Source organism: archaeon (assembly GCA_016432545.1).
Taxonomy (GTDB): Archaea; Thermoproteota; Nitrososphaeria; order Nitrososphaerales; family Gagatemarchaeaceae; genus UBA183.
This window is the reverse complement of the sequence record CP066694.1, coordinates 245,145-257,639: the sequence shown is the minus strand read 5'-3', so window position 1 is coordinate 257,639 and position 12,495 is coordinate 245,145. Positions and strand designations below refer to the sequence as shown.

The window sequence follows — 12,495 nt, the reverse complement described above, 5'->3', positions numbered from 1 at the left end:
ACCAGGATGTCCCCTCCTTCTTTCTTGAGTATCCTCGAGCTAGGCCCCTCCCCTGAAACCTCCCAGCGCGATCCTCCTCACCGGGAACGCTGGAACCTGTCGGAGGCCGAAGCGCCGCATGACGAAGGCCTTCAGGGCCTGGTCGTCCGCCTTCGAGAAGATGGAGAGGTGATGGGCCACCTTGAGCGACTCCGGGTAGCCCGAAGAGAAGGCGTCGTTCCACAATAGGCTCCCAAGGACCCTCTCGAGGGCTACGCCTCTTCGCGGGACGTCCAGCCTGAAGACCAGGCCCTGGGGGGAAAACTTCGCCAGGACGCTGTCGATTGGACCCCCGTCGACTAGATAGTAAGATGGGGTCTCGCACTTTGACAAGGCCCCGACCAGGCGTTCCGAGAAGATCAGGCCGCTTGACTTTGAGAAGCCCACAAGCGTATTCCCTGCTCTCCAGTTCCTGGCCGAAGAAGCATGGATCGCGCCCATGGGATGCTTCAGCGAACCGTCGGAGAGGACGGTCACCTCTTCGCCCTCCTCCATTATTGCGCGGATCACGCGTTCCTCGACCAGGTTCCTGATCACGCGTTCTGCCACCGTGTGGTCGGACAAGAGGAGTTGCATCTCTGGCGATGAGGACCCGCTTGGTATCCCCTCCAAGCCGTCGGGAGAAGCGTAGACCAGCAGCGGGCCCAGCCTGAAGAACCTCCGGAGCTTGCCGTCGAAGGACAGACCAACCGCGGTCCTCGCGGCATAGAGGGCGCCTTTCGGGGTCTCACCGACGAGGACGCACGTCGAGTCGACGGACGCGACCGGCCGCCCTTCTTTGAGGGGAACTATGCACCCAGGGGCAAGGTCTGAGTCCGTCGACTCGAAGTACGGATACAGTTCCTTCCCGTATCGGCTGAAGACGAAGTGCTTGCCGGAGAGCTCGCTCTGGGCGTGCCCCGAGAGTTCCTCAAAGGCCTCCTTGAACTCCTGCGCTAGGGAGGTAAGGAGGTCCGGCTGGTCGCTGTCGGGAAGGCTTAAAATACTGTTGGTCATGTTGGCCACCAATAGGTTGGCTCGAGAGATTAATAAGAATTGCGCATGTTGGCCAATAGCAATAGCAGGGAAGTCGTAGTGAGCGACGAACAGAAGCCTTCCAGCGTGACCGTGAGGCTCAAGAGGGGAGCCTGGGAGGTAGAGATCACCTCCCCGGAGGGCAAGATTCAGCAGGCGGTGGAGAGCGTGCTTGCCGGAATGTCCTCGAAGGGCCCTTCTCTGATCGAGCCGGAGCCCGCAAAGGCGGACCAGAGGAGGTTCGAGACGTGCAGAGGGCTACTGAACACAATTTGGAGCGAGGGATGGTTCGCGGCCCCCAGGTCGCTGTCCGAGGTCCACGAGGAGATGAGCAGGAGAGGGTATCACTACGACAGGACGGCCGTGGCGCACACCCTGGTGGACCTCGTGAGGGAGGGCACCCTCTTCAGAGACGGGAGCATGAGGAACTATAGGTACGTCCAGAAACAACCGTTGAGGACGCTCCCAACGGGCACCGGCTGAGAGTGGCGGAATGTGTAAGTTCCCTGTTGAGCCAGGCTCTAGTCCGTCCTTCGCGACGTTCCGATTCCCTCGACCCCCGAGGTGAACCCGATTCCTGCATTGTCCCGGAACACCTCTGCCATTTTCTCATAGAGGTCAAGCGCTTGCTTGCCCTTGTCCGTCAGCCGAAAGAGGTTGGTGCTTGGATCTCTCCTCAGGAATTGGCGTCCTTCGAGGAAAGGGATGTACTCCCTTACCTGCGCGCCCGACAAGTAGGCCGAAAAGACAAGCCTTGACTTCCGCGCCCCGGGACCCGAAGCGGCCCTCAACAGCGCCGCGATTATGTCAGACCTGCTCCGATACTTCGTTCGTTTCAGCCTCGGAGGCGGGTTGTACTCGAGGAGAGATAATGAAAGGCATTTTAACGGAAACACAGCCCGACGTTCAAAACAGCTGAACAGGCACTTGGGGTGGCGGACGCACCTATTGCTTAAACTTCTTGGAGAGCTGTTCGGCGAGCCTATAGGTGCCGAGGGTTGCAATCCTGTACTTCCCTCCCGAGTCTGAGCTGATTCTCTCAACCAAGGCGGTCTTCGTGAGCTCGCTGAGCCTTGAGCTTATGGTCTTCGCATAGAGTCCGGTCGCAGCCTCTATCTCGCCTACGCTCATCGCGTCTGAGCTCACCTTGCCGCTGAGGCTCGCGATCCTAGAGGCCACGAGCTGGAGAAGGATCGTGTCCCTGTCGCTCAGCTTCCTGTCCTGGGACCAGACTCGCGGCCCCTCGGGAGTGACCCTCACGAAGTCCTTGAACATCAGCACCAGGTCGTTAAGCGAGTGGTTGACGGTGATCGCCCCTGCGAGGTCCATGTTGGGTATCTCCTTTGAGACGAACTCGTGAAGCGACCTCATGACGACCTCGGGAGAGCCCTTGAACTCGAGCCTGGAGTCGCCGTAAACGACGACTACGGAGAGCTCTCTCTCGGTGGACATAGTGAGCTAGGACCTCGATGCGCCGAGCCGGGTGGGGTTAAATTAGTTTGTGCGAGGCACTACTATTTCGCCGGGACCCGCGATGATTCCTGGGGTCGAGAGGCGGGAGACTCCGGACGAGGTGTAGACGAACTCACCGTCTGCCGCCTTGAACCGCCTTATCTTCGTGGCTTTGGCGAGGCGCAGGAGAGCGACCGCTACGGACTGTTTTGGATAGTTCAGACCGTAGGATTGAAGGACCTCCCTAACGTCCGAGAGCTTCCTCTTCTCGCGACCCCATGGGTCTGAGAAGAACTTCTCGATCACGTCCGAGAGAGAGTCACTCTTGTCGAGCGCGACCGAAGGCATGTCCTCTTGAGATGCCGCATCAGTCATCGGCGCGAGGTCTGCCTGCTTCCGCTGCGGCCCACCCAGAGGAGGCTGGGCCTCTGTCGGGAGCTTGGAAATCATGACGGGGATCAGGTCGATGACGTCCTTGAGCTGCTCGGGGTCGGCCTCGACCTCAGCCTCTGAACTGCCGAGCCTCACCTTGATGCGTGCCATCTCAGGAGAGCCGTTTCGGGCGAGCCGCACATTTAAGCCTAGACCTTGACGCGGAAGTCTTCCCTAACAGTGGTCAACACGAGGTGGGTGTTCGCCCTCTCGACGAAGGGCATCGTCAGGAGGCCCTTTGTGAACACGCTCAACTCCTCCCTCTCCTTGAACTTCACGACCACGATGCCGTCGATCTCCCCGGTCACGTCATAGACCGCACAGACTCCAGGAAGCTTTGCAATTTCTCTCTCCATTTCAAGCAGCTTCCCCTTCGAAACAAGGATCTCTGTGACTGCAGTGAGCTCGTACCCCAGCTTCTCAAAGTCGATGTTTGCCGAGTACCCCCTGATGACCCCCAAGTTCTGCAATTTCTCCACGCGAGAGATGACCGTCGTGGGCGACACACTCAGTTCGTGCGCGAGCTCTCTGTATGACAGCCTCGCGTTGGCCATCAGGGCCCTAACTATCTTGAGGTCGAGCTCGTCGGTGCTCAATCGTCCAGATTTGCCCACGGCGGCCCGGGAAGCAACTGCACCTTTGTCCAGCGAATGAGCGAAGCGGTGAGACAACGTCCATCTTTCTACGGGGGAGGCTTATATCTGTTTGAAAACAGAAGTCGGATGTTGACATACAAGATCACAGAGGATGGGAAGTTCGTCAAGAGGTCCTTCACGCCCTCCGACGTCCTTGAGATGGTGAACAAGCAGGATGTGAAGTTCGTCGATTTGCAGTTCACAGACGTCCCGGGGAGGCTCCGGCACGTGAGCATCCCCTCAGAGATGATCCACGAGAAGATCTTCTCTGAAGGCGTCGCCAAGCTGGACGGCTCTTCCGTAAGGGGATTCGTCGACATCCACGAGTCCGACATGCTGCTCGTCCCGGACGCTTCGACTTACGGCATGGTTCCTTGGATTGACGAAAGCGTGCGCACCGCACGTCTCATCTGTGATGTGCGCTCGGGGTACGGGGCCGGAAGGTTCAGCAGGGACCCGAGGCACGTGGCACAGACAGCCGAAGCGAAGATCAGAGAGGCAGGCTTCAGCGACTCCTTGTGGGGCCCCGAGGTAGAGTTCTTCGTCTTCGACAGCGCGACGTGGGAGGCCAACGACCCCTTCAGCTCCGGGTTCAAGATCAGCTCGAGGGAGTCAGCCAACGAAGCCAGGGGCACCAACTTCCCTATCCGATTCAAGGACGGTTACTATCCTGCGCAGCCGATTGACACCCTGAGCGACTTCCGGGGCGTCTGCGTCAACTATCTGAGGGAGGGCTTCGGGGTTCTCTGCAATGCTCACCATCACGAGGTCGCGACCGCTGGGCAGTGCGAGATCGACATGTACCGGGATGAGCTGGTCACCATGGCCGACAGCGCCGTGACGTACAAGTTCGTAACGAAGAACGTGGCCTCGAAGATGGGCCTCATCGCGTCGACGATGCCAAAGCCGATCTTCGGAGACAACGCGGTCGGGATGCACATACACTCGAGCCTCTGGAAGGGAGGAAGGAACGCCTTCTTCGACCCGGGCGACGCCTACGCGGAGATCAGCCAACAGGCAAGATACTACATCGGAGGAATCATGGAGCACAGCAGGGCTCTGTGCGCGATCGTGGACCCGACCACTAACTCCTACCACAGGCTCGTGCCAGGGTACGAGGCCCCGGTCTACATCGCCTGGAGCAAGATGAACAGGTCTGCCAACGTCAGGATCCCGGCCTACGAGAAGGGTTCCGAGGGCGCGAAGAGGGTCGAATTCAGGACCCCGGACCCGTCTTGCAACCCGTACCTGGCCTTCGCGGCAATAACTGCGGCGGGTCTGGACGGGATGCGCAAGAAGACCGACCCCGGCGACCCTGTCGACGAGGACATCTACAAGCTGACGGCGGAAAAGAGGAGGGAGATGAAAGTCGGCGAACTCCCTGGGAGCCTCAAGGAGGCGGTCGAGAGCCTCAAGAGCGACTCTGGGTTCCTCGAGGGGATCTTCCCCAAGGACCTGGTGGAGGTCATGATGGAGCTGGAGATGGAGGCGTACAGGGCCGTCTCAGCCAGGCCGCACCCATACGAGTTCTATCTCTACTTCGACATATAGGTTCATTATTGTCGAGAGTCAAAGGGGTACCAGCAACTCTCGGTGATTTCGACGAGTTGAACAGTTATTAGGTATGTGAGCCGACGCTCTTTGGGCTAATTACGAACTTATCTTATAGGATTCCGCTGGCAATACTGCTTCTCTCAGGAACTGTCGCAGGTGGCACAATTCCTGTTGTTGCAACGGCCCTGACTTGCGGAATGACAGTCTCAGGATCAATAGTGTTGTCGGACGACATCGGGCCATGTTCAGGTGACGGGCTCAAGATCGGGGAAGATAGCACCAATGTTGACTGTAAGGGTCACTCAATTACGGGAACCCAAGGGTACTTGTCAAGCGGAGTAAACCTTTCCAGGTATGATGGAACTACACTTAGGAACTGTAAGATTTACTCATTTTGGTTCGGGGTCTATCTCGACTCATCATACAACTCCTTGATTGGGAACACGGCGACCAACAACTTCTTTGGATACTTTTCTGGACAACGTTACTTCTCCAACGGATCAGCTTCGAGCTCATCACTTTCGGGAAACTACTTCACGTCCAACAAAGCGACCTTTGCCCTCGGGGCCGGGTTCGAATTCCTCAATGGAAATGGCTTTGTCCTAAGCAAAAACACTGCCGATTCCAATGGCATCGGGTTCTTTTTGGCTGGCGACTACTTTACTGTCACAAGGAACACGGCTTCGAATGGGGGTGAGGAGGGCTTCTTCATTATAGGATCACACAACACATTCAATGGCAATCTTGCCAGACTGAATGTGCTCAATGGTTACGAACTCTGGCATGCCTCGACGAACTCCTTGAAGAATAACCTTGCGAGCAACAACGCTGGAAACGGCTTTCTCTTGGCAAACGCCGACGATAACAGCCTAATCAAGAACTCAGCAACTTCGAATGGCCATTCGGGTCTAAACCTAACTAACTCAATGGGAAACTTTCTAACTAAGAATACAGCAAAGTCAAACGGCGTAAACGGGATTGCAGTCTTGAATTCGTCGTCCAACGCCATAGTGGGGAACAGCGCCACCAAGAATGTCTTTTCAGGTATAACTCTCTATACTTCGCATTCGAACTATCTAAAGGGAAATACTGCCAGCAAGAACCTCAGATCAGGGATCACGCTCGCTTACTCGTCCACGAACAATACGCTCGTCAAGAACTCAGCGCTGGGTAATTCAAACCATGGTTTCTATTTCCTGTACTCGGCCTCAAACATAGCATTAACAAACGTGGCGAAAGCCAATGGCATTGACGGCTTCAACATGTGGTTCTCCAATGCGTCATCGCTGGGTGGTAATTCGGCCATGAAGAATGTTAGGCAGGGTTTCTTTTTCCACTTTTCGTCTCAGAGTCAGGTTTTCGGAAATACAGCAAAGAGCAACCTCGACAATGGATTCTGGGTCGAGGGGTTATCGATTGGAAACACATTCAGTGCGAATTCGGCGGACGGGGACTCAACCTATGGCTACTTAGACACCACCTCTGGGGCGGGCTCCTTGGGCACAGCCAACTTCTACTCGATTGACGAGTGTCATGGGAACCTAGTGGCAGGATCCTCACCAACAGGGGCGTGTACTCCCCAACCATAGCGAGTGATTCCCTCTTTGGACGGGGTGCGCTGGAGTCTCCTTTGTTTTCCACGGTTAGCTCAATCCCACCGTCAAAGTCGTAAACATAGGTTCTCGGAATGCGGCCGACTGCGTCTCTTTGGATGTTCCTGACGTGGCCATCTCGAACGTGGGACTTGTGCCTAAGGGAGCGTTCCCGCCAATCCCTTACCTACGAGTCCTGTCTCCACTTCAACTGTAGCTTCCGTAGACGTTAGGGGCCCTACAAGTGAACCGGTCTAGGTTTGCCTAATGTGTTGAAGGACAGACTTTGGGGGTTACCTCGCCTGCGACCGGGAAAAAAGGCGACAACAACAACGTCTCCCTTCAAGTGGGAACAGCCTCCGTTGAGTGAGGATAAATTGGAATACACGAGCGAGCCAGTGACCGTGGTCGTGACCGCCGGCTGAGTCTCAGTAGTCGCAGTCGTGAGGAGGACCGTCTCTGTGACCGGCGGCTGGGTCGTGGTCTCGGTCGTTGAAACGAAGTTGGTCAGGAAGACGGTCGAAACAATGCTGATGCTCGTGTTCAGGTAGGCCGTAGCAGTGGTCGTCACGGTGATAAACTTTGGCGGGTTGCTCCTGCATGGGCTCGTCGTCGCGGCCCCGGCCGAGAGCGCGTTGAATGCAACTGCTGTAGGCAGAATCAGGGCGGCAGAGAGGGTCAAGGCTTGACCCAGCTTCTTTACTGGTCGGTTTGGCATGTCTTGGTAAAGGACAGGTCTGAAGACCTCTCTTAAACGACTTACAAGACCTTGGAGAACCGCCGTGACGCCCGTTTCAATCCGTAGGTTCAAGTGCGGAGAGTGAGACTCCTGGGGTATGGACAGCGCAAACTCGAGGCGGTCAGGGAAGTGAGCGTAGACAAGGTCTCAAGGAAGGCCAAGGAGACGCTCAAGGTCCTGAAGGAGGCGGTGGAGAATGCCCAAGAGACAGTCAGGAAAGAGGTAGACAGAGCCGCACCATCACTGCAGAAGTCCATGGACTCCTCGCTGGACTCGGCAGCCAAGGGCTTCAGCTCCGCCATGAAGACCATCGACACAACGACCGAGAGAGAACAACTTGGGCTCTTGAGAGCATACAGGAAGTTCCTCTCAGGACAGTCGGACTACGTCGACTCGAGGGTGAGGTCGCTTGAGGAGAGGTCCAGAGCCAAGAAACCTGCAGCCTGAGGCGCACTTCGCACCCGTTCTATCCCTGAGAACGCCCGTTCTGAGGGATGGGATTAACCATCCTGCCCTCTATACGTGGGCTTGCAAACGATGAAAACGTCAAACGGAACAAACGAAAGCCAAGCCAAGAATGGGAAGGTCCTGGCACTCGCGTGCTTCGCCCTGATGCTAGCAGGCACCGGCGCCATCCCCGGCGCGCTAGCCGCCTCAGGATTCAACAACGTGCAGATCATGATTTCCACGTCGCAGTCGCTCGCCTACACCTACTCTGTCACGGCGTACAACCTGACAGGCACCCAGGTGGCCAGCTACCAGAGCCAATTCCCCGCGGCAGCCTTCGAGCTTCCCTCAGGGGAGTACCTCTTCACGGTGAGCGCGGTCTACCAGCAATGGGGCTCATGCTACTGCGTGTCGCCCGCCGGGGCTTCGACAACGACCGTTTACTCGAACGGATCCACCGAGGCCTTCGTGAAGCCGTACCAACCACAGTCCGAGTATGGATACCTCGTCCAGAACGTCAGCGCCTCGGGCACTTACACTATCACCACACAGAACACCTCTGCCCTCTCCACGGTCCCAGTCACTGTCAAGACCACATTCGTGAACGGCACCGCGGCAGCAGGAGTCTCGGTCTCCGCCTCGGTAGTCGGGCAGTGGTACTACTGGTGGGGTTCGGACTCGAAGACAACGATGTACGCGCAGACGGGATCCGACGGGGTCGCATCGCTTGTGATCCCACGCGCGCCCGCTGTTGTGACCGCCTGGGGCTGGCTCCCAGTCACGCTGGACAGCAGCCATTCGACCGTGGTGAAGAACATCGGCGGCGAGGACATCAACGTGACTGTCTACTGGCAGCCAAGCTACGTGGGACTCTCAGCGTCTGCACTGGTCCTTCCACCCTCGAACAGCCTCGACCTCGTGCTCCACTATCAGCAACCGAGCTACTGGGCAATGCCGATGGGCGCATCGTCCGGCACTTTCACCAGTGGCGGCACAGTTGGGACAGTGGCCCGGCAGCCCACAGGGATTCCGACCCTCGTGAACCAGGGATCCCAGAGCGGAGGCAACCAGTACTATCTTCCGAAGAGCATACCCTCCCTTGACGGCAGCCAAGGGCCCACGTCTCAGAGCGGAGCGCAGGGCGGGTTGGGGATGACGCCCGCCTCGATCCTCGCGAGCGGGGTAATCTTCGCGTCTTTGGTGGTCGCAGGCCTGGCTTCGAGAAGGAACAAGAAGTCTCCCCTGGGCAGCTAGCCCGGGGGGCTCCCCACTTTCCTATCCAGAGCCTCTAACCTCGTCCATCTTCTTCTTCAGAAGGCGGCTCACGAGTGCGCCGTCAGCCTTCCCCCTAAGTTCGCGCATCAGCTCACCCATCAACGGCGAGAATGAACGCTCACCTCTCTCCAGAATTAGTCCCCTATCTCTGGCGATTACCCTCTCAATCGCAACCAGGACCTCTTCCTCCCCGACGGCGCCCAGACCCAGGGCGACGACAGCTGACTCCACGTCCGCGGAGGAGCCCTTCGCAATCGCCCGCATCACGTCGATGGCAGCTTCCTTTGCAAGCCGTCCGCTTCCTATCAGCGAGATTACCTCCTCGAGGACCTCCAAGCCCAGCGGCTCAAGCGCGAGCCCTTCTCTCGCCAGCCTCGTGGGCGCTTCGGCGAGGATGGACGCAGCGACCGACGGCTGGACCCCGGTCTCCTTCGTGATCCTCTCGAAGTCCTCCTCCAAGTCAGAGTCGTAGACCTTGAGGGCCATGTCCCTGCTCAGGGTGTACTCGCGTTCGAGCCTGACCACCTCTGAGTCCCAACCCTTGGGGAGCGAGCGCCTTGAGAGCTCGAGCCTCTCAGGGTCCATGACGATCATTGGGACATCTGTCTCCGGGTACATCCTCTGGGCCCCGGGCCTTGGTCGAAGATACCTTGTCTCGCCGGAGTCTGTCGCCGCCCTCGTCTCTGCAGGCACCCCAGCGGTTGCCGCCTGCAGCCTCAAGACGATTCCTGCACAGACAGCCTCGGCCACGCCTCGCGGTCCGGCCACGAGGACGAAGCCACTCCCCTTGTGTCCGCCGAACTCTGCGTGCAGGCTTGCAGCCTCGGCGCTTGAGACTCCCTGCTTCTCGAACTCGTCGGAGTGAATCACCCCTCCGAGGCCGCTCGCGCGAGCGACGTCGGCGATCTCCTTGCCGAGCCTGACCCCGGGACTCGGCTCCCATCCGAACATCCCCTGGAACCCCGGAGCCGCCACGCACAGCACGGCCGAGTTCCTAGCCAATTCCTTGCTGAGCACCGAGGACCTTGTGCTCGAAAATAGCCTCGTCACTTCCTTTGTCGCAAACCCACTCGTAGCCGCTCCGCGTTTCTTCAGCTCGACCGCGGCTTCCTGGAGTCCGACCTGTCTCCTCAGCTCGTACTCGACGACCTTCGGGATCAACTGCAGCCTCTGGACCCCCTTGACCTCCACGACCCTGCCGCCCGCCACGGAGATGTTGAGGTCCTGCCTGATGGTGCCCAGTCCCCTGGCTACGCGCTTCGTCGAGCGGAGGATCCTCCCGAGCTGGAGTGCGACGCGCCCCACGAACTCGGGGCTCCCTTCGACGGGGTCTAGGGCCACTTCAACGAGGGGGACCCCAAGCCTGTCGAGGGCGAACCTCCTCTTCTTCGAGTCTTCTCCCAGGATCCTCGCCGCGTCCTCTTCCAGGGTTACCGACTGGACCCCCACCCTGACACCATCGACTTCGATCGACCCCCCCAGGCCCACCGAGGCGGTCCTCTGGAACCCGGTGGTGTTGGAACCGTCGATCACGATCTTCCGCATGACATGGACCTCGTCGATCACCTTGGAGCCCAAGATCTGTGAGGCAATGACGGCGGTCTCAAGCGCTCCCTCGTTGATCGGGTGCGGGGGCTCCTCGTCCGCTTCCACGAGGCACGCGGACTCAGGGCTCCAGTGGTACTGGTTGACCCTGTGCCTCGAGAATTCGAAGACGGCTGCGGGGTCTGTCTTCCCCGTCTCGCTCTGGGCAGGCCTGAGTGTCCTCTCGAAGGAGAGCGGCAGGTCTTCGGACTTGACCGCCGGGCAGGAGCAGAAGAGCTTGTGCCCCGATGCCAGCTGCTGGTGGATCTCAAGGCCCACCTTCATTCCCGTAGAGGGTCGCTCTTGGGGCAATTTCCCACTAGGACAGAGTCCTTGAAGTCGTCTCGCCCTGCAGGTTCCTCCTCATCAACTCCGCGGCCCCTTTGGAGCTCTTCGAATTTCGGAGCGCCCACATCGCCTTTACGAGGGCGGTCTCGGGGAGCATGTCCTCGAGGGGGACGACCCCAGCTTCCAGCAGGTCCCTCCCCGTGTCGTAGACATTCATGTTCACCCTCCCGTTTAGGCACTGGGAAGTCATGCAAACCATCACGCCGCCCTTCACAAGCCTTCGGATGCCCGCCAGGGCGTTCGAGCCCACATGGCCGAGCCCCGTCCCTTCGAGGACGAGGCCCTTGAGGCCCTCCTTCCCTGCCCATGAGAAGATCGAAGGCTGCATTGAGGGATGCGACTTGATCAGCGAAACGCGAGAGTCGAAGCCCGGCCTCGGATGGAACGCCTTGATGTCGCCGCGCGGAGGGAGGGCGGCGTCCGTGCCTTCGAGCCTGCCTCCTCGCCAAAATGACGCAGGAGGGACCCCTATGGACTCGAACGCGTCGCGGCTGCTCGTGTGGTCCTTCCTGACCCTGGTGCCCCTGTGGAGGGCAACGGTGTCATCGCTCTCGTCGAGATGCATGGCGACATAGACGCCCGAGAAGGGGGCAGTGGCAGCCGCCGAGACGCCCGCTACGAGGTTCAGGGGACCGTCCGAGGATGGCCGGTCGGAAGACCTCTGTGCTCCCACCAGGACCACCGGGATAGGGACCCCGGACAAGGCGAAGCTGAGCGCAGCGGCTGAATATCCCATAGTGTCCGTCCCGTGGGTCACCACTACGCCGTCGACGCGCGAGGCGACAGCCGCAACGACCCTCCGGGCGATCTTCGTCCAGTGCGAGGGCCCGATGTTCTCGCTGAAGACGTTGAAGAGTATCTCTGTCTGTAGCCTCGCGAACTTGGAGAGTTCAGGAACCAAAGAGTGAAGCTCGCTTGAGGTCACCGCAGGGTGGACCGCCCCGGTCCTGTAGTCTACGCGGCTGGCGATGGTGCCGCCCGTTCCCAGAACGAGCACCTTGGGAAGGGACGTGTCCGCCTTGGGTGGCTCGGGGGCAGAGAATGACGGCTTCTCACCCTTTGCGACGACCCTGACTGAACGGAGGGACCTTGGAGAAAGCCCGATGTTGTATCCCGACGGGAGCTTGATCACGACTGCGTCCGAGGCCGAGCCGGCGTATCTCGGGACCAGCGTACCTGTGACCTTCCCCCAGTCGGTGTCGGCAGAGAGGACGTCGCCCACTCGAGCCTTCGCCCCCTTGAGGAGTCTGAGGGCCACGCCCGAGTACCCGGGCAGTTCGTCCATGCAGTCCGAGGAGAGGCAAAGCGGTCTTAAAGGATTCCTTGAATTTCTCGACCGAAAGGTTATTGATGATATGGCCGGCAGAGGTCGCGACCAACCCAG

At 59.0% G+C, this 12,495-nt stretch carries 13 protein-coding genes; 5 read left to right on the top strand and 8 right to left on the bottom strand.

Annotated features, from left to right (window positions below):
- Positions 1–39: 39 nt before the first annotated feature.
- The gene (locus HY247_01425; protein QQG49004.1) at positions 40–1,044 is read right to left on the bottom strand and encodes a hypothetical protein; all 1,005 of its coding nucleotides are present in this window, start codon (positions 1,042–1,044) and stop codon (positions 40–42) included.
- Between the two features lie 69 nt (positions 1,045–1,113).
- On the opposite strand from HY247_01425, the gene HY247_01420 reads away from it, so the two are divergent.
- Complete coding sequence (locus HY247_01420; GenBank protein ID QQG49003.1) at positions 1,114–1,536, top strand: hypothetical protein; 423 nt, start codon at positions 1,114–1,116, stop codon at positions 1,534–1,536.
- A 38-nt stretch (positions 1,537–1,574) separates the two neighbouring features.
- On the opposite strand, the gene HY247_01415 is transcribed toward HY247_01420, so the two are convergent.
- Genes HY247_01415 through HY247_01400 form a run of 4 tightly spaced genes read right to left on the bottom strand, consistent with a single transcriptional unit; the run spans position 1,575 to position 3,533 of the window.
- Positions 1,575–1,949 (bottom strand): hypothetical protein, encoded by a 375-nt coding sequence (locus HY247_01415; protein ID QQG49002.1) that lies wholly within the window; start codon positions 1,947–1,949, stop codon positions 1,575–1,577.
- Positions 1,950–1,998: 49 nt separating this feature from the next.
- A complete protein-coding gene (locus HY247_01410) occupies positions 1,999–2,505 on the bottom strand; it encodes a hypothetical protein (GenBank protein QQG49001.1) in 507 nt (168 codons plus the stop codon).
- A gap of 42 nt (positions 2,506–2,547) precedes the next feature.
- Positions 2,548–3,048 carry a hypothetical protein gene (locus HY247_01405; GenBank protein QQG49000.1) on the bottom strand — a complete coding sequence of 167 codons (501 nt, stop codon included), beginning with the start codon at positions 3,046–3,048 and terminating at the stop codon, positions 2,548–2,550.
- 38 nt (positions 3,049–3,086) lie between these two features.
- Complete coding sequence (locus tag HY247_01400) at positions 3,087–3,533, bottom strand: Lrp/AsnC family transcriptional regulator (protein ID QQG48999.1); 447 nt, start codon at positions 3,531–3,533, stop codon at positions 3,087–3,089.
- Between the two features lie 126 nt (positions 3,534–3,659).
- Between HY247_01400 and glnA the strand changes: the two genes are divergently transcribed.
- Together glnA and HY247_01390 are read left to right on the top strand one after the other, a co-directional pair.
- A complete protein-coding gene (glnA, locus tag HY247_01395) occupies positions 3,660–5,123 on the top strand; it encodes a type I glutamate--ammonia ligase (protein ID QQG48998.1) in 1,464 nt (487 codons plus the stop codon).
- A 224-nt stretch (positions 5,124–5,347) separates the two neighbouring features.
- Complete coding sequence (locus HY247_01390) at positions 5,348–6,715, top strand: right-handed parallel beta-helix repeat-containing protein (GenBank protein QQG48997.1); 1,368 nt, start codon at positions 5,348–5,350, stop codon at positions 6,713–6,715.
- A 241-nt stretch (positions 6,716–6,956) separates the two neighbouring features.
- Here the strand turns inward: HY247_01390 and HY247_01385 are convergent, their stop codons facing one another.
- Positions 6,957–7,436: a hypothetical protein gene (locus tag HY247_01385; GenBank protein QQG48996.1), complete on the bottom strand. Its 480-nt coding sequence runs from the start codon at positions 7,434–7,436 to the stop codon at positions 6,957–6,959.
- Positions 7,437–7,538: 102 nt separating this feature from the next.
- On the opposite strand from HY247_01385, the gene HY247_01380 reads away from it, so the two are divergent.
- Both HY247_01380 and HY247_01375 read left to right on the top strand, forming a co-directional pair.
- Complete coding sequence (locus HY247_01380) at positions 7,539–7,904, top strand: hypothetical protein (protein ID QQG48995.1); 366 nt, start codon at positions 7,539–7,541, stop codon at positions 7,902–7,904.
- Between the two features lie 90 nt (positions 7,905–7,994).
- Positions 7,995–9,158 (top strand): hypothetical protein, encoded by a 1,164-nt coding sequence (locus HY247_01375; protein QQG48994.1) that lies wholly within the window; start codon positions 7,995–7,997, stop codon positions 9,156–9,158.
- 21 nt (positions 9,159–9,179) lie between these two features.
- Here HY247_01375 and gatE read toward each other — a convergent pair whose 3' ends face one another.
- Both gatE and gatD read right to left on the bottom strand, forming a co-directional pair.
- Complete coding sequence (gene gatE / locus HY247_01370) at positions 9,180–11,075, bottom strand: Glu-tRNA(Gln) amidotransferase subunit GatE (protein QQG48993.1); 1,896 nt, start codon at positions 11,073–11,075, stop codon at positions 9,180–9,182.
- Positions 11,076–11,082: 7 nt separating this feature from the next.
- Positions 11,083–12,396, bottom strand: a complete 1,314-nt coding sequence (gene gatD / locus HY247_01365; GenBank protein QQG48992.1) for a Glu-tRNA(Gln) amidotransferase subunit GatD — start codon at positions 12,394–12,396, stop codon at positions 11,083–11,085.
- Positions 12,397–12,495: the final 99 nt, after the last annotated feature.